Annotated in this window: 15 protein-coding genes; 3 read left to right on the forward strand and 12 right to left on the reverse strand. The window is 46.3% G+C overall.

Annotated features, from left to right (window positions below):
• Positions 1-159: 159 nt before the first annotated feature.
• Entirely contained in the window at positions 160-1149 is a 990-nt protein-coding gene (locus MHB71_RS20840) for an ABC transporter substrate-binding protein (protein WP_340027527.1), read from the reverse strand.
• A gap of 232 nt (positions 1150-1381) precedes the next feature.
• On the opposite strand from MHB71_RS20840, the gene MHB71_RS20845 reads away from it, so the two are divergent.
• Entirely contained in the window at positions 1382-3073 is a 1692-nt protein-coding gene (locus tag MHB71_RS20845) for an AraC family transcriptional regulator (protein ID WP_340027529.1), read from the forward strand.
• A 76-nt stretch (positions 3074-3149) separates the two neighbouring features.
• Here the strand turns inward: MHB71_RS20845 and MHB71_RS20850 are convergent, their stop codons facing one another.
• The 3 genes from MHB71_RS20850 to MHB71_RS20860 are packed head-to-tail and all read right to left on the reverse strand — an operon-like array spanning position 3150 to position 7201.
• Positions 3150-4502, reverse strand: a complete 1353-nt coding sequence (locus MHB71_RS20850) for an ATP-binding protein (RefSeq protein WP_340027531.1) — start codon at positions 4500-4502, stop codon at positions 3150-3152.
• The gene (locus tag MHB71_RS20855) at positions 4499-5173 is read right to left on the reverse strand and encodes a response regulator transcription factor (RefSeq protein ID WP_340027533.1); all 675 of its coding nucleotides are present in this window, start codon (positions 5171-5173) and stop codon (positions 4499-4501) included. The genes MHB71_RS20850 and MHB71_RS20855 overlap by 4 nt, the downstream gene beginning before the upstream one ends.
• Before the next feature lie 54 nt (positions 5174-5227).
• On the reverse strand, positions 5228-7201 hold the full coding sequence (locus tag MHB71_RS20860) for a serine hydrolase domain-containing protein (protein WP_340027534.1): 1974 nt from the start codon (positions 7199-7201) through the stop codon (positions 5228-5230).
• A gap of 168 nt (positions 7202-7369) precedes the next feature.
• Here MHB71_RS20860 and MHB71_RS20865 point away from each other — a divergent pair, with 168 nt between their 5' ends.
• Positions 7370-7735: a DUF6713 family protein gene (locus tag MHB71_RS20865; RefSeq protein ID WP_017690584.1), complete on the forward strand. Its 366-nt coding sequence runs from the start codon at positions 7370-7372 to the stop codon at positions 7733-7735.
• 72 nt (positions 7736-7807) lie between these two features.
• Positions 7808-8797, forward strand: coding sequence for a DUF4003 family protein (locus MHB71_RS20870; protein ID WP_340027535.1), 990 nt, complete (start codon positions 7808-7810; stop codon positions 8795-8797).
• Between the two features lie 128 nt (positions 8798-8925).
• On the opposite strand, the gene MHB71_RS20875 is transcribed toward MHB71_RS20870, so the two are convergent.
• The 8 genes from MHB71_RS20875 to MHB71_RS20910 all read right to left on the reverse strand — a co-directional run bounded on the left by MHB71_RS20875 (position 8926) and on the right by MHB71_RS20910 (position 18753).
• The gene (locus tag MHB71_RS20875; RefSeq protein ID WP_340027536.1) at positions 8926-12273 is read right to left on the reverse strand and encodes an ATP-binding protein; all 3348 of its coding nucleotides are present in this window, start codon (positions 12271-12273) and stop codon (positions 8926-8928) included.
• An 88-nt stretch (positions 12274-12361) separates the two neighbouring features.
• Positions 12362-13321, reverse strand: a complete 960-nt coding sequence (locus MHB71_RS20880) for an ABC transporter substrate-binding protein (protein ID WP_340027537.1) — start codon at positions 13319-13321, stop codon at positions 12362-12364.
• Positions 13322-13323: 2 nt separating this feature from the next.
• Entirely contained in the window at positions 13324-13539 is a 216-nt protein-coding gene (locus MHB71_RS20885; protein WP_340027538.1) for a hypothetical protein, read from the reverse strand.
• Positions 13540-13587: 48 nt separating this feature from the next.
• Positions 13588-14319: a hypothetical protein gene (locus tag MHB71_RS20890; RefSeq protein WP_340027539.1), complete on the reverse strand. Its 732-nt coding sequence runs from the start codon at positions 14317-14319 to the stop codon at positions 13588-13590.
• A 37-nt stretch (positions 14320-14356) separates the two neighbouring features.
• Positions 14357-15100, reverse strand: a complete 744-nt coding sequence (locus MHB71_RS20895; protein WP_340027540.1) for an SDR family NAD(P)-dependent oxidoreductase — start codon at positions 15098-15100, stop codon at positions 14357-14359.
• On the reverse strand, positions 15097-15402 hold the full coding sequence (locus tag MHB71_RS20900) for a phosphopantetheine-binding protein (RefSeq protein WP_083684981.1): 306 nt from the start codon (positions 15400-15402) through the stop codon (positions 15097-15099). The genes MHB71_RS20895 and MHB71_RS20900 overlap by 4 nt, the downstream gene beginning before the upstream one ends.
• A 38-nt stretch (positions 15403-15440) precedes the next feature.
• Complete coding sequence (locus MHB71_RS20905) at positions 15441-17900, reverse strand: beta-ketoacyl-[acyl-carrier-protein] synthase family protein (protein WP_340027541.1); 2460 nt, start codon at positions 17898-17900, stop codon at positions 15441-15443.
• Between the two features lie 16 nt (positions 17901-17916).
• The gene (locus MHB71_RS20910) at positions 17917-18753 is read right to left on the reverse strand and encodes a GNAT family N-acetyltransferase (protein WP_340027542.1); all 837 of its coding nucleotides are present in this window, start codon (positions 18751-18753) and stop codon (positions 17917-17919) included.
• Between the last annotated feature and the right edge of the window lie 2 nt (positions 18754-18755).

Raw genomic sequence — 18755 nt, forward strand, 5'->3', positions numbered from 1 at the left:
ATAGGATAACCGCTTAATGAATATGGCAGTCAGATAAGGTGAAGTCTGATTGTACAAGCTGAGCCCATTTCAAAGTGTGGAGTAGAACGATAGTACAAAAAGTACAAAAAGAACCCCCTTCAACAGGAGGCTCTCTCAACTCTACTACTTATTACCGAACTATTGCTGCTTCATCATGGCAGGCAGTTCATTCAAAAATTCATGCATCGTGTAGGCATCACGTTTATTCCACTTTTGCTCCACCACATACACATGACCGTTCTTAACCGCAGGAAGGTCCTTCCATATCGCTGACTTCATCAGTTCGTCATTCTCAGCGGAATCTTCCCCTGCCCCAGCTGCCATCAGGAATACGTGATCCCCGGTAAATGATGGCAGACTCTCAAGTGATATTTGAGCCCATGGCATTTCTTCATCAATCGTTACCTTTTTCACCTCATTCGGTATATCCAGTCCATAAGGTGAGTATAAATCGGCAGCTAGCCCTGTCGTCATAACATACAGCGTACGATTTGTGTTTAAAAATATCGTTGCCGTCTCATCCGGACCGATGTTTGCACTCTGTTTGAACGCATTCCAGGCTTGCTCCGATTTCGCATCATAATCGGCCAGCCACTGCTGTGCCTCTGCCTCCCTATTCACCAGAAGACCAAGTATAGGCAGGCGCTGCTCCAATGGAGCATCTACATCGATTCCGACCGTCGGCGCCACTTTCGCAATCTGATCCAACTCCTCCCCTTGAGCGTGAAGACCTGTGATGATCAGATCTGGCTCAAGCTCAACCAGCTTTTCCAGATTCAACGGCGCACCAAGATCTTCAATGTCCTTGACTTGATCCTGATATATTGATTCGAATCGGCTATCCTGACCGACTGCATCTGCTCCAAGTACCAGCATGTCCCCGAAGGTTTTATTATCATAATAGACGATCCTCTGTGGATCAGTTGGAATCTCTACCTTACGTCCCAGATAATCCACGTACTCTTTGGTTTCCGGTTTCTCCGCAGCGGGTTCCTTTTCTTTTACGGTTGTCTGCTGCGTTGTTCCGTCATTTACCGACGCACCTTCATTGCTACTGCAAGCACTCAGGCCGATACTCAGCACCAGAACCGCACCAATAGACCATCCCCATCGTTTCACACTATACATGACGTTCTCCCCATTCACTCTGTTTTAATGATAATCATTATCACTATCTTCTACCTATAGTAACGATCCAGCATAGGCGCATCAATGGACAATTCCAGGGCTTTTCAGACAATACTTAGCAGGTGTAACACCAAGTTATGTTCTATCTCGCCTATCAATTGGTTGAAAAAAGAGCGTATTTACACTATGCTATTCCATGAGAATCGTTATCAATTAGTAAGGGGATTGTGGCATGAAGCTTCTATTACATACCGATCAGGTACATGGAATCTATTCGCTTAACGAGATTGATTTTATGGAGGAACCCGTCAGCATACTGCCTTCGCAAGAGCATCGTCTTCTCATTGTCGTTTCGGGAAACTTCAGGTTGGATCTGGGGGAAGAGACCCTTACTGCCATTGAAGAACAGTGTTTTTATATTCGACCCGGAGGCAACATTGTACTAACCAGGCAGGATCATGAGCCGTTCGCTGTCTATATGTTTTCTTTTCATGTAATTAAAGTTCAGGCTTCGTCCGTCTGGTTTGACACAAGTCCTGCCTTTGATGGAAGTACGTTGCGATCCGATCGTTCCTATTCCAGCGTGCACACCATTATTCAGGATATGACTCGTCAACGCCCCTATATCAACAAAGCAGAAAGCAATGCCTATCAACCTATGTTCCATATGCTGATGCTGTCTCTCTCTGAACAGAATACGAAAGCTCACTCTTTGGAAAATACCAGAGATGCCGTTAAACGCACCCTTATCTATTTGCAGGAACACTACGCCGAGAAAATTAAAGTGCAGGAACTATCCGATATATCCGGGGTCTCCTTATGGCAATACAATGAGCTGTTTCGCTCACTGACAGACAAAACCCCGATTGAATATCTAACCGAGATTCGTTTGAATCGAGCCAAGGAATTGCTTTTACAGACAGAAGAAACCATTGAGTCCATCGCCCATCAGGTTGGATTCAATGATCATTATTACTTTGTCAGACGATTTCGTCAGAAGACCGGGTTGCCTCCTAGAGAGTATGCAGCGATGTATAAGCAAAGCGATAGGGACAAGGACATTTTTTTCCGTGACTCTACAGGAAGGCTGTTAGAACTCCCCAAGGACAAATCACGTATCGTATATCTGGATCGCAATACCGCAAGTGACTTGATGGCCCTGGATTTGTTCCCAGTCGGTAGTCCCAAGAGTCTATTAGGCCAATTCATCGATACCGCTCCAATGCAAAACACAACTGAAATCAGCTTTCCCCCCAAGCCTGAGGAGATTCGAAAGCTGAAGCCCGATCTTATTCTCGTCGCCAACTACTATGGCATTTCTCTGGATGAAATGAATACCATTGCTCCAACCATTGTGTTGGATCGTGAGCAAACATTGGATAGCCGCTTGCGGACCTTGGGCCAAATTTTCGGCAAAGAAAAAGAAGCGGAACGTTGGCTGATCCGCTATGAAGCCATGGCTGAATACATGTGGAATGTGTGTAAAGGTGCATTTGAACACGGCGAAAGTGCCACAGTTCTTGTGGACGGAAATGATGGAAATCTCTATGTCATGGCCTCTCAAGGTCTCACAAACACACTGTACCATGCCAATGGATTCAGACCTCCTCATGAAGTAGCGACATTAATAGAGCAAGGCGAGGCTTTTGTTAAGATCGAGGAAAGCGATTTTGAGCGTTATGTAGGGGATCGTATTTTTATGATTTCTGCAACTCGAGATGGGGACGTCACTGACCCTACTTCTTATGAGCGCGACGTGAGTTGGATGGAAAGCCCCTATTGGCGTGATCTTCCTGCGGTGTGTAACGGCAAAGTGTATCACGTAGGGCAGCATTGGAATATGGAGGGTGCGCTGGAACGTATGCAAGTGCTACATGCTTTGCCAGAACTGTTGCGTAATCAATCCTACCCTGATAACTCGTGATTATAAACGAATCTAAACATCCATAAAAAAGAGCTACCAGAAAAATATCGCTGGCAGCCCTAAATTGATTTTGTAATCATCCGGAAGGCAAATGAACCATCACCGTTGTCCCCACGCCCACCTGACTTTTCATTTCGACAGTTCCGTGATGAAGCATCACGATTTTTTTGACGATGGCGAGGCCCAGACCGTTACCACTAATGCTACGATCGCGTGACAGGTCTGTTTTATAAAACCGTTCGAAAACATAATCCAGTTGCTCCGGCGCTATTCCAATGCCCGAATCGGTTATCGTGAAAAAGATTCCATCGACAGACTGGCTCGTGCGTATTTCGATACGCCCGCCCACGGGAGTAAACTTAATGCTGTTGCCTAGTAAATTCATCCACACTTGGTTAAGCTGGTCCTGATCTGCCCTGATTTTGATACCGTCCGCCAATTCTAAGTGAATTGGAATGCCTTTGGCTGACCATTGAGGCTCGCAAGTCACCACCACTTGCCTGATTTGTTCATCAAGATTATAGGTAGTTGTCTCGAACGGATGATGATCGGAATCCAGAGACGCAAGCTCCAGCAGATTATCACTTAGTCTGGATAGTCGTCCACTCTCCGTAATAATGATATCGAGATAATAGTTACGATCAGCCTCCGCAACCAGGCTGCTGTTTTTCAAAGCCATGGCAAAACCGGAAATAGAGGTCAGCGGCGTTTGAATCTCGTGAGATACATTGGAAACAAAATCCTGTCTCATCTGTTCCAGCTGTTTAAGCTCACTCGCCATTTCATTGAAACTCTGCGTCAATGCTCCCATTTCGTCCACACGTTTTGTTTGGATTTCCACATTGAAATCACCCTTCGCCAGTCGTTTGGTTGCCCGCGTCAACACCTGAATCGGCTTCACCAAATACCTTGCAGCAATAAGGATACAAAAACTTCCGATCAACAGTGCAAGCAATAATACCAGCAAAACCATCCGATTAATGATATTTTCATTCTGCGGAGAATACTGCATAAACATGGCTTGTGGTTCCCCTTTGTATGGAAAAGGAAGACCTATGAACGTCTGCTCCACTTCTCCGGGAGAACGATAGATCTGACCCTGCAACACCATTTGAACCACTTCTTGTGCAATTTCAACGGTCTCTGTATGGTCTAAGTCATAAAAGGTTACGTTACCCGAAACGTCATATAGATGAATGGGATAGGTGGACACTTTAACCATACTTTTGATGAAAGCATCCCTGTCCTCAGGTTGCGTTTGCTCATATAGACGGATCAGTTCCTCCCCTACAGAAATCATGTCATTCTGACCGATATGATTTACTTCCTTTTTGAAAAGGAAGATCCCCATGAAGAAAGAGGTCAGCAAGCTGAAAACAATGACGACCAGAAACGTGCAAATAATACGAACATATAAGGTTTTGATCATGTGATGACTAACCGGTAGCCCAGACTACGAGCCGTTTCAATCTGAAAATGGTGTGCATCACCAGCGAATTTTTCACGTAGTCGCTTGATATGAACATCAACTGTCCGGTCATCCCCTTCGTAATCACTCCCCCAGATATTGATGATTAACTGTTCTCGGGTAAATATCTGCCCAGGCTGGTTTGCCAGCATGAACAGCAACTCAAACTCTTTTAAAGGCAAATGGATTGTTTCCTCTCCACGAATCACTTGAAAGCTGCGTCGATTCAGCATAATGCCCCCTAGTTGAATGGTCTGGGAGGAGACAATCAGGTAACGTTTCAGCAAAGCTTTTACTCGCATCACAAGTTCCAGCGGATCAAAGGGCTTCGTTAAATAATCATCTGTTCCCAACTGAAATCCCTTTACTTTCTGGGCCGATTCCCCTTTTACCGTGACCATTAGCAATGGCATATTCAGATCCATACGCCGGATCTCCCTGCATAATTCCCAACCATCCAATCGCGGCATCATAATATCAAGGATAACCAGATCAATTGGGGATTTCCCCACAATCTCCAGTGCTTCCGCACCGTCCTTGGCTACCACAATCTCGAATCCTTCATTCCGCAAAAACAAGGTAATCAGCTCACGAATATGCACATCGTCATCCACAACTAGGATTTTGGTCATATGAAATGTATGCCTCCGATATCTATCTTGTTCTTCCTATCTGGGTGCAGGTTTTCAACCAAAATGCCATCCCAGCAGGTTCCAATGATAGAAAAATAAACTCAAGATCACTGCTGCTACCATTACGAACGTATAATGCACACGCTTCAGTAACGTCCAATATTGGTTTTTCCATGCCAGGACGCTCATGATGAATATTGCCGCAGTCAACCCTACAAGGATAACCGGCATAAACAGATAGAGACGTAAAGATAGTGGAATATGGCTAAGCCGATCAATCAAATCCATGTTCATCACCAGAAGTGTTGCGCCCAAGGTTAATAGTCCCCATATAGACGTAATAGCTGACAACCGAACTGCCCATTTCTGTGCTTTTGGCATCACTCTGATTTCGCGTCTGCGATAAACAAATCCATGCAATACAGTGATGAACAGAACAACCGAAATGCCGAGCAAGAGGAGCCAGAACTTCGATTGGTTCATTAACGGTGCAGGTTCCAGCGGCATTGGGTTTAATATATCTAGAAACAGATACGTGACCTTGCCCTCTGCATCGGTGCGGAATCCCATCTGATGTGTCCCTCCGACCTCCTGGAATAAATTCACGCCAATCGGAGTATACACTTGCTGATCTGCACCACTTCCAATAAACAGTCGGTTATCCGAAAACTCAATATTGATTTGAGTCAGAAAACTGAAAAACTTATCGATCTTCGTGTGATTACGGCGTGTAAATTGATAAGAGCCTGCATATTTTTCCAGAGACTCCCCGAATTCGATAGAAGTTTCATTAGGCTGCTCCGTTGCATGTACAGGATAGTATCGGTCAAAAAAGGCTTGCGCCAACCCTTCTGCTGCCGTTCCGCCTTCCCCTCCACTATAGGAAACAAAGATGCCCACTTTTTTGTCCGGTACAAGATAAAGCGCTGTATTAAACAGCTCATCGGCCCCTCCATGAGAGATCACACGCAGCCCATTCATATTCAACTCATAAAAGCCCAGATCCATGGCGGGTAAACGTTCATCAAACTGGAATGCCGGAGAATGCATGAGTTTGGCTGTTTCCGGCTTGAGTATTTGTTTATCTTCATACCGCCCGTCTTGAAGATGGGCAATCATAAAATGAGCCATATCGTTTGCCGACACGCTCCCTGATCCCGCAGGACGAAATCCTCCCTCATACGTTGGCCGTTTGGTTACAAACTCGCCGTTAGCTCGGGCGTATCCAAGGGCGGCATAAGGTTCCAGAGACGCTGGAACAGGCTCCTCTACCGTAGCATAATTCATGCCCAGCGGATCAAATATATTTTTCTGTATATAGTCATTATAGGCAACACCACTGACCTCTTCGACGATAAGTCCCGCGAGTGAGGCGCCATAATTGGAATACGACAGCATCTCGCCTGGTGGCTTAACCCTTGCAGGCATATGTTTCGCCATCGTTTCAGCAATAGAGACGGGCAGTTTCCCCGGATCGGTAGTGATCTGGTAACCTACACCGCCCTCCTCGAATCCTGCGGTATGGGTCATGAGATGGCGCAACGTAATCGGTTCCTCATAGGTTTTCGGTATTTTCACCGTTTTCAGATAAGTGTTGACGTCTGTATCAAGATCAAGCTTGCCCGCCTCAACCAATTGCATCACGGCGGTCCATGTGAACAGCTTTGTTGTTGAAGCAATTCGAAATAAGCTGGTTTGGGGATCAACGGGTTTATTTTCTTCGATGTTCGAATGTCCGTATCCTTTGGAGAGCAGGATCTTCCCATCCTTCACAATCGAAATGACTGCGCCTGGGATCTGTAAAGATCGCATTTGCACATCCATCATCCCATCCATGAATGCCGTTAACTGATCAGTATCCTCCAGATTAGCTACGACTCCTTGCTCCAATTTGCCCGAATTTAATCCCTGATTGGATACTGCTGCCGATAGTGGCATGGTCCCTAATCCAGTTGCACCTAATATCATGCCTAGCAATAACACCAGTAAAATCATTTTCCCAAAAATCTTTCTTATCAACGATGACATGACTTGCCCCCACCACTCCGCATATTTTTTGATACCTGTTCCTTACGCTTTCTTTCGAGAGCATATCAAGCACGTATGAACGGAGCGTGAACCTTTTTTTCATATTTTGCCAAATTAAATTACCTTTAGTAAGATAGGAGCAGATTGAATAGGAAAAGGAGACTTTACATGCCTGACTTTTTACTGGTTTTATTTTTGTTTAACCTGTCTCTCTTTCTGCTTCACGAAATGGATGCCATCAGGCGGTCCGAGTGGAAATTGTTTATGGTGTTAAAAGATATGGAAGATGATAAAGCCTATAGGTATTTCACTTGGATTCACCTGCCAATGTATACCATCATCCTCTCTCTTCTTTTTAGCTCATATCAGACCATTACATTTTGGGTGCTGGATATCTTTTTCATCATACATACCGTATTACACTTCTTTTTCGAAAAACATCCTCGAAATGAATTTAAAAACGGGTTCTCCAGATCATTGATCTACCCTATGGGAATAATCGCTTTAATTCATTTGATATTCCTAATCATCTAATCTGTTTACACCGACGAAATGAAGGAAGCTGGAAGGGTATTGTTGAATAACAGTGAATATGGAGGTGTGCCTATGCAGCAGCATCATGCAGAACGAGTTGAATTATTTGTTTCCAACACCCAGATCATCAAGAAGTCGTTTAAATGGCAACATGCGATGATGCAACGTCTGGTTGCCCTGCTCTATGCAGCGGAGAATAAAACAGCGGATGGGGAAGCTATTCTTCAAAGCCATGAGTTGATTAAGCAAAACACAAAACTCTTCTCTGCATTCAGAGGTAATTCGGCCATTAGCATTGCTGCCATGCTCTCCCTTACAACGGATGCAGAGACGAAGCTGGCAGATACCTTGCATGTCTATGACTTGATGAAAGAGATCAAATTTCGCAACTCCGATTATCTGGTTATTGCCGCCTATCAGATCGCTACTCAGACATCACCTGACCAGTTTCAACCTACGGTGGAGCGGGCCAAATCATTTTATGACGGCATGAAAGCAGAGCATCGTTTCCTCACTGGACAGGACGACTACATTTTCGCTGCCATGTTAGCTCTTTCCGACCTCAACGTAGATACTGGTGTGGCACGTATGGAACAACTCTACGGGGAATTAAAACCAGAGTTCTCTTCCAGAAACAGTGTGCAGGCGTTAACACAAGTCCTGGTTCTTGGAGAGGATCCCCCGGATGCAGGCGCTCGTGTGATTGCTTTAAATGAAGCTTTTCGTAAAAGAGATTTTCGAATGGACAAAACGTATACGTTACCATCTCTTGGAATACTTTCTCTACTGCCTTCGGACAGAGACTCATTAGTGGATGAAGTCGCGGAAACAAATGACTGGTTACGGACTCAAAAAGGCTTCGGTGCCTGGTCAATCGACAAACAGGAGTTGCTCCTGTTCTCGTCTGCTCTGGTAGCCATTCAACATGTGGAGAATCTGCGGAACGGTGTGCTGACGACAGCAATCTCAACCAGTATCACAAATATTATCATCGCTCAACAAGCAGCCATGGCCGCAACTGCCGCAGCATCGGCTGCTGCTTCTTCATCATCATCGAATTGACACTTAGAACTGACTCCCAAATTGTTCCAAGCATAATAAAAAGACGAGTACCGGGGTGAACCCTGAGTACTCGTTTTCCTATGGAACTCAATCATTTCCGACTTAATCATCGAGATGCTTGTCTTTCCCTAATCCAGAACATACAGAGGCAACGTGAAATAAAAAGAACTCCCTTTTCCGACTTCACTTTCTACGTGTATGTTTCCATCATGATACTGAATAATTTCCTTCGCAATCGCAAGTCCAATTCCACTGCCCTGAACCACATGCCGATCATGTTTCTCACGGAAAAAGCGATCAAATACAAATGGCAGTGACTCTTCCATAATACCCGCTCCATTGTCCTCCACACGGATGGTAAGTCGTCCTGGAGATTCACCGTCATTTTCCCATTCCTCAATGGAACAATGAAGACGAATCATTCCACCTGCACCTGTATGCTGAATCGCGTTAAACACCAGATTGGTCAACACCTGAGTAATCCGATCCATATCAATCACGACTTGATATTCACTTCGCTGAGCAGTCGTAATGTTCATCTGAAATTCGTAGCTCATGTCAGCACGTGCGATGTCCAGCCTGAATTTGTCCTGAATGGTATCCATTAACTCCTGCAAGCTCATCATGATAAAGATCATTTCAGACTTGCCCGACTCCAGTCGGGACAACTCGAATAGATCGTGAATGAGACGGTTTAGCCCCAGCGCCTTCACTAAGACCATTTGCAGATATACTTTTTGATCCTCTTCATTATCCACCAATCCGGATACAATTGCCTCCACATAGCCCTGAATCGCAGTCATCGGTGTGCGCAGTTCATGCGATATATCGCTCAGCAATCGTCTGCGTGACAATTCCAGACGGCCCATATCTTTATTTTTTTGCTCCAGCTCTACTGTACGATCCTGAATACGATGCTCCAGGTTGGTATTTAACTCGGATAACTGCTGATTCAACTCTTCAAGCTGCTGTGCGTTCAGACTCAGCTCCTGAGCAGACCTTTTTAACAACAACAGTGTGCGTACACGGCTTATGAGTTCATTACGTCCAATAGGTTTTGATATATAATCATTAGCTCCAGCGGCAAAACAGGCTGTAATTGTATCATCTCGATTACTTGCTGTCATAATTAGAATAGGTAACTCAATCAGACTGTAACGCTCCCTGATCAATCCGCATAGTTCATATCCAGACATGCCGACCATCATCATATCCGTGATCACCAGATCAAAATTCTGCAACTCATTGATACGCACGAGTGCTTCAGTGCCACTGTTCGCAATTTCAAACACACAGGCCAGTGGTGCAAGCTGCTGAATCACCACCTGCAGGTTAACGGGCTCATCGTCCACAATTAATACACGATAAAGTTGGATCTCCGATTCTTTCGCGGAACTGACTTCCTTATTAAGAGCATGTGAACTTGCTGTCTTAACTTCTGCAACAGAACGAAGGGTGCTTACGCCGTTCTGAATGGATTCATTGTTTTGCTTATCCGGTAGCGCAGTTGGAACATTCTTCTTATGCTGCCTGATGGTGAACGAGAAAAGGGAGCCCTGATTCACTTTCGACTGTACTTTAATCTCTCCTCCATGCAGCTCGACAAGTTGCTTGGTGATTTTCAGTCCAAGTCCGGTACCCGTGTTATCAATGGATTCCAGCTTTTCGAATGGATTGAAAATCATTGAAAATTTATCCTCCGGTATGCCAATCCCTGTATCCTCTACCTGAATTTCTATATCACCCTGCACAATCCGTGCACGAATCACGATATGACCCGATGGTGTGTACTTGATCGCATTGCCGACCAGATTAAACAAAATTTGCTGCATTCGATTCTCATCTGCTTCGATCGGTGGAAAATGGGGATCAATTCGATTATGTAATAGAAGATCCCTACCAGTAATGAGCGGTTTAACCACGGTGAGGACTACCTGAACTAATTGGTGCAGATTTATTTTGGTTCGATTCAGACGTACATCGTTATTTTTAAGAAGTGCATAATCCAGAATATCGTTAATCAGAAAAGACATACGTTGACCACTTGAGACGATCATGTTCAGATGCATTCGCTGGTTATCTTCCAACCGGTCATCCATGCTGTGTAGCAACGACTGCGTAAGCCCGATAATTCCGTTGAGCGGTGTACGAAGCTCGTGGGAGGTATTGGCCAGAAACTCATCTTTTACCCGATCCAATTCAAGCAGGCGCGAAGATAAACGTTCATTGGTTTTCATGGCATTGGAAAATTTGGTGGATACAATAATCGACAGACAAAGAATGAGAAAGAGAAGACCATATGAGAAATAGATTCCTGTTTGAATTATACCGTTATTCATTAAAATATCATTCACTACAGTAATGAAGAATACGATGGTACCTGCCAGCATCCAGTGTGCCCCACCAAGTTTTTTCATGGCAGCTCGGACCACATTTTGAATGATCACAATCCCGATCAGAATCGCGTATGCCTGCATGAACAACGCAAACTTCGTATATACCTGAGTAGGTGTGAACAGGATAAATACAGTGAATAGCAACCCTGGAATCCAAAATATACGTAATCGTTTGGACATCTCGTTGGGGAAAATGGAGTAACAAAAAAGTAGAGCAAGTGGAGAGCTGCCCAAGAAGCCTAAATACTCAATTTTAAGGAACGTATCACCACTCATTCCCGGAATAAGCTCTGATAAAATGTACTGGGAATCAGAGCTGTTCTTCATGGCCAGCAGAATGCAGATCAGACCAAAATACAGAGACTCCCGATTTTTGCGCAACAATGCATACAACAGGATATGGTAGAGCCCCATAATCAACATGCAGCCAATAATCATGCTCTCGGATACAATTTTGTATTTCATGGATTGATTCAATTGATTATATTCACCGATCGTTAGAGAGCCAAACAGACCCGCTTTTCGATGTGTATAGTTCGAAACTTGAATAATAATATCAGCTTGGGTCTGCCCTGCCTCCATTCGGATTAGAGCAGGCACCTTATATGAAGAAGATTCCTTTAACGTTCGTCCGACAATCCCACTTTCGGATACAAGTTTGCCATTAATCCACAATCGGTGTGCGGAAGTTATCCCTGAGGTTAGTAATCCCAGCTCTATATCTTGCTCAGGTAAATCCACCACCAGACGATACGTGGCGAATCCCGTATTATCCAGCTTATGCCCACTGATTTCATAATCCCCCCAAGATTCTGGAACATTAACGTAACTTACCGGACCGGTTCGTTCACTGGCAAAATCCTTGGGCTCCAGCAATTGTTTCCAATAGAATGCCCACTCGCCATCTAACCGACTTCCTTCTCCAGAGGACAGAGCTTCACTGGTAATCGTTAAACGCCCATCCTGAACTTCTGCATTCATCTGATTAGAAGGTAATTCGAACAAGATCAACACCGTGAAAATCAGAAAAAATAGCATAACAGGGATGATGTAATACAGGAAAGAAGTACGTTTATTCATGAGATTCCCACCACGGTGTCCCCTCTTTTAACTGAATAAAAAACCGAACCATCGGGTTCATGCATGTATCATAGCACAACCCTATTGTTCAGATGCCATAGTTTTCAAGCCAGCGCTGAATCTTCTTCTCCTGCATGTGAAGATACGTATTGATCCACTGGTGGAGATGCATGCGGCGCGGATCAACGGCGATGGCAATATCGTCATCCTGATCCTCCAGCTGCACATATTGAAGGTCAAGGGAGTAGGCTGGATTCTGATCCAAATAACGTGAAATTTCAAAAGCATCATAGACTGCAGCGATCACTTCGCCTTGCCGCACACGATCAAACAATTCGGAAGTATTCTTGTAGGCAATCTGATTCTGCGTGGGGAAAAGCTCACGTGTGAAGCCTACGTAAGACGTGCCTTGCACAATGCCGATCTGTGTTCCACGTTGCTGAAGCAGCGTTAGCACATCGGAAAATTCGTTTTTTTTGCCGAGCTCCGCAAGTTGAAGGCGGTTAATCAGCAGTGCTTGTTTAAAATGTAGATACGCATTAGAGAACAGTACTCGCTTCGCCCGCTCCAGGGTGATACTCAATTTGGATATGCCGACATCCACCTCCCCGGAAGACACCTGATCAATCACTTCATCGAAAGAATCCGCTGTTCGGATATACTCCGGTTTAACTCCAAGTTTAAGAGCGATGTCGTTGGCAAGCTCAACATCGCTCCCGCGCAGTAACCCTTCTTCATCGGTGTAAAAGAACGGATAACGGTCCTCTACCTTCAATCCAATCCTCAGCTTGCCCCTGCTCAAAATATCCCGAATATCTTGCGGATATCCTTCTAATTCTTCCGCAGTATAAACTCTGGGCTCACTTCCCTTAGCTGCCTTAGCTGCTGTGATGTCCGTTTCTGTTGCCCGAGACTGAGCCGTTTCAATCTGCGGACTTGCTATGGTTGATGCAGCGTCTCGGGATACGCTTGTACAGGATGAGAGGATAAGTCCTATGATTAACATGAACAACAGCAAGCTGCACAGCCGGCCGTAACTTCTGATCATGGTTAGCCCCCTTCTCCTGCAAGTGGAAGCTGCGTTTTGCGAAAACAAGCTGCACATACGCTCATCTCGTACACTGCAATTCGAATGTGGCAGACTTCGCAACGCGCAATCGAAACAGTTGCCAGCCCACCGACAACCTCTTCCAGTTCTTCTTCCAGCAGTTCATCGGACAGGCGGTTCTCCTGCTCCGCATCGTTTCCATTCTGTTGATATCCCATCTTCTGCCTCTTTCGAAGATTACTGAAGCCGTATTGTCTCAGATCATATCAGAGAACAGACGGAATACCGTAACCCCACGTTATATTTTGACCACTCATGCCCTGACCATAATCAAGTAACAGGCCTAGACCTTGTACAAGCTCTTCCAATTCAGGCACAGAAGGTTTTAAGGTGAACATATCATAGATCTTCCTGCGACTTCGTCCGGCATTTATATGGTTCTCCATACGGTAGTAACCAAACGTTAACGTATTGACCGAGACTCGAAAAGGCGTCATCTCTTTGGCAAAGCTTTTGACATATGCCTGGGCACCCTGGTTATACACCGGAGAAGAAGGAAATCCACTATAGTGCATCATATCTGCCAGTATGGGTACGATCATCTGTCCACTCTGTTTACGCGCCATAAAATGACCTGCTGCACGGGTATATAGAAAGAGTTCACTTAACTGACGATGGCTGGTTAGAGCAAAAGCCGCCGGATCACTTTGGAACTCAGACAGTTCATCCACCCAGCTACTGCCATGAATATAGAAGTCGAGCCCCTGCATATGCTCGGCAGATGCTGACAGTACGGATTCAATTCCCTTCATTCCCAGGTCCGGCGCAACGATAGTCCGGCAGTTCTTCTGGTCGTGCACAGACAGATCGGAATGAAACTGCTCTGCTTGTTCTGATGTGGCGAAGCTTGCTGTAATCTGCAAGCCACGATGTAACAAATATACAACCATCATCTGCATAACTGTACTCTCTGCATGATGCACATACGCCGTTTTCATTAGCTTCCCTCCCTCTGATTCCAATTCAAGTTTGCCCTTAACGCAAAAAGCCGCCATCCAGTTTTAATGTCTGTCCGGTATGATAACGTGCCGCGGGTCCTGCGAGGTATATTACCGCCTCAGCTACCTCTTCCGCATATCCTTGCCTTCCGATCAGGGTGTGGCGCAGAAAATCATTCAGTTTCTCTTCCGGCACCTCCACCGTCATCTCGGTATCAATCATACCTGGTGCGATGGCACTGACCTGAATGTTGTGTGATGCATACAGGCGGGCATATAACTTCGTCAGCCCCATCAAAGCGCCTTTGGAAGCTGCATAATTACACTGCCCTTCCCGGCCGTATATACCGCTCACCGACACCAGGTTGATAATGCTTCCACTGTCCTGAAGAACCATGTAGCTGACCGCTTCCTGTGAGCAATAACAGGCACCAACATAATTGGTGTCCAGCACCTCATTCCACTGTTGCTCTTCCATCCGCAGTGCCATCTGGTCGCTCGATCTTCCGGCATTATTAATCAGGACATCCACACGGCCAAATGTATCAAATACCTCTTTCATCACATCCGCTACAAAAGCATGGTCCGCAACAGAGCCCTTGAACAACCGCATCCGTCCGCCTGCTGCACTCACCTCTTCTGTTAGCCGGTCCGCTGCAGCGTCATCCCTGACAAAAATGCCTACCACAATGGCTCCCTCTGCAATGAATCTCAGCGCTATGGCCCGCCCTATGCCCCGTGTTACCCCCGTAACCACAACGACGTGATCACGAAAGGTCATTGGCCTCGCGTTCCTTTGGTCTTTCTGGCCATAATCAGTTCGGCAATAGATTGCACATTTTTCAGATGAATCTGCAACTCTGTCGCGGGAAGGTCCTCGACCATCACGCCGTATACTTCTTCCATACCAACCATAACCTCAAACGCCTCCACAGAGTCCAGTCCCAGTTCTTCACCGAACAAAATCATGTCATCCGTAATTTCCTCTGCGGTGATGTCCTCCAGTTTGAGCCGATCAATTAACAACGTTTGTTTGATTGTCTGTTTGATCTCATCCATCTCTACCTCGTAATTCACTGTCATATGTGTAAGCCTCCTATAATTTTTTCAATTAACACGGTTCACTCAGCGACGCTACTGACGATTGCCGCAGAATAACTGCCATTAACGGTAGAACTGATGGTCAAAATATGCTGGTATGCAGAAGATCGCTCAGGCAGGCCCAGATGGGCGTAGGTACCTTTGGCAAGTTCGTGCATGGCTCCCGGGCTTACAAGCTCTGCAGCCGCCGCGAGATGTAACATCGAACTGTACGATTCTCCATAACCAGTGCACGCATTAAGGGTCATGATCGGCACGAATTGTGCGACCTCACCTTTCCCCATCGAGGATATGGCGCTCTGCTCTAATTCCAATTCACCGGGACGTCCCACTGAGTTGAGCAAAATCAGATCCATTTGCCCCATGCTGGTTTCAGCTTCATGGAGTGCATCGGTAACTGCCCGGATCAACGCCTCGCTCTGTCTCGAAGCGTTCTGTGCTGCGCCAGAAGCAACACCGAGTCCACTCAATTCTGCATAGATCCCGGATCGCGTCTGATCAGCTTCTTCCAGGTCACTGAGGACCATACAGACACTGCCTTCCGTCATCTCGTAACGGCTGTCCTGCAATCCTTTGGCCCGGTCGATATCCTCCGTAAGCTGGGATCGTTCATCTCCAGCACCAATCAGACAAGACCTCAGGGCTCCCTCTCGGATCTTGCCCGTTGCATACAATGCCGCAGTCAATCCCTCGTTGCCTCCTGTGCTGAAGGAGCTATTGAATCCCTTAAATTGTAATTTTTCAGCCGTCTGGCCAGCAATGGAATTAATGACCGTATGCGGGAAATAGATCGTACTTGCATACTCCGGGCCTTTGACAAATACAGATTCCAGAAAGTTCGAAATACTGCTCGTGCTTCCTCGTGCTGTACCGTAGATAAAGCCCGTATGTTCCCGCTGAGACTCGCCCAGCGCTGCATCCTCCATCGCTGCAAGGACTGCACCTATCGTATTCTGTGTGAGCTGGTTCATTCTGCGCTCATATTTGCTCTTATCGTAATCTTTTAAGGAGAAGAAGGACGTTTCCGTTACCTGTTTGGTATCCTTACCAAAAGCCCCGAGTACATTTCCCTTACGGATATCCCCTTTGCTGACGGCACCCACTCCAGTAATGACAACACGTCGTCGGGGGACTGCCTCGCCCGGATGCCCTGCAAGTGAATTCTCACGTTCAGGATTCTGCACGCTTGAATACCGCTCTTCTTCGATTCCATTTGTACGCAGCACAAGCGAAACATTGTGTCCTCCGAAGCCAGAATTGTTGCAGATCATATATTCCGGGCGCATCGGACGCATCGAATGTTGAATGATATCAACATCCTCGCATCCTTCGCGAGCTTCTTCAAAATGAAGCGTAGCGGGAACGTATCCTTGCCTGATAGCGTAGAGCGAGGTAACCAGCTCCAATGCAGCCGAAGTACCTAATGTATGACCAAAATAGGCTTTGCTTGAGCTGATAGGAATCGACAGATTAGGCCCGAAACTACCCTGCAGACCACTAATTTCAGCACGATCATTCGCCTGTGTTCCAGTCCCGTGTGCGTTTACGTATTCAATATCCGTTTTGGATACTCCGGCAAGGCTGATCGCCATCTCCACTGCACGTTGTATACCTGCACCTTCCGGGTGAGAAGCCGTCATATGATGGGCATCGTTACTCAACCCATAGGCACATAATTCAGCATAGATCGTAGCACCACGTTCAAGTGCGGCGTCCAGTCTCTCCAGAACCACAAAAGCAGCACCTTCTCCCAGATTCAATCCGTATTGGGTGCTGAAGGGTGAAGAGGGACGGGAATTAAGTGCACGGAGTACATTAAATCCGGCATATACACTATGCGACAATGGATCAGATCCACCAGCGAGCATCACATCGGCATACCCCCAGCGAATGAGATCACTTGCATAGCCTATGGCATTGCCACTCGCAGCACATGCCGTATTTAACGTTGCGACCGGACCTGCCACACCCAGAACTCGCGCTGCATCATCGCCCTGCTGATAAAATGGGTACCGGGACGTATGATCAACGTCCAACTCAGACAGGTTCCACTGTTCTTCCAAAGATAGAACTCCACCGTTACACGTACCCAGCGTGAGTCCGATCCGCGCAGGAAAAACGGATGGCTTTCCACCTGTTCCTTTTGCCCTGTCGTGATGCTTCATGTTATCCGCATGTGCTATTGAAAGGCCACTATCGATTAACGCTTTCCTCGCAGCAGCGATGGCATACCGTGCACATAAGTCCATGGATAGCTCCGCTGTGCCTGCAAGTACCGCCTCTCGGATGGGATCCTCCAACTGACCTGCAAGTGAACTCTGTAATTTATCCGTGTCGAAGCGGGTTACTTCCCGAATTCCGGTCTCAGCAGCAAGCATACGCTCATATACCATCTGCGGATGATCGCCGAGTGCGCATAATACGCCCATGCCTGTAATCACGATACGATCCTTCGTGTTGGCATTCTCTCTGTCGCTCATATTCGTCCTCCTCTCCTTATCCCAATCGGATATAACTGCTTCGCTTCTCACTCGTCTTCCAGGAATACGGTGCAAGCCACTGCCGGGAAAGCTTCATCATGATTGGTGTACTTTGGTTAACTGTGAACATCGCGTGGGGGATGCCTGCCTCCGTTTGAACCCGGATGGATCTGCCCAGCATCTGAAAAGCCAGACCGAACTGTTGATATTCCGGCGCAATATACAGTGCATCATACAAGATCGTATCCTCGTCCAGTCGATACGTCATCGACCACCCCTGAACTCCCTGTGTGGATTGAATACCAAAGCTGTTGCTTGGTTCCAGGGGAGCAAAGGTTTTGAACGGAGACAAAAATGAAGGGAAATCAAGCTCTCCTGTTTCAATGGATTGTCTAAGTTGCCCCTCTTCCTGATCTGCCCATAGAAATAACTCCAGCCCATTGGGGATAGCTCGTTCCCTTAACCAGGTCGCCTCAGCAATTCCGCTTCCAAGATGGATATGGAAAACGACTGATTCACATTGAGGCTGTATCCAGCCTTCCTTATGCAATAAAGCTTCGATCGTATCCGACGAAGACTTGTCAGAGTAATAGCTCAGAGAGAGCGTAGCCATTTCTTTCTCCATACCTAAAATTCGTGCTTCCTGGAGCAACGATGTAGCGATTTTTTGCCTGCGCCATGGCTTCGATACGAAGATACACTGTAAGACTGCATGCCCGTATCCACCCCGCTGCTCAAGCACAAGCAGGCCCACGGGGACACCTTGCGATTCTGCTCCGATTAACATGAACCGTTCAGATTCCATTGGATCATTCAAGCTCTGTTCCACTTGTTTGTATAACCACTGAAACATGA

It is taken from the genome of Paenibacillus sp. FSL H7-0940, assembly GCF_037979415.1.
GTDB classification, from domain to species: Bacteria; Bacillota; Bacilli; order Paenibacillales; family Paenibacillaceae; genus Paenibacillus; species Paenibacillus amylolyticus.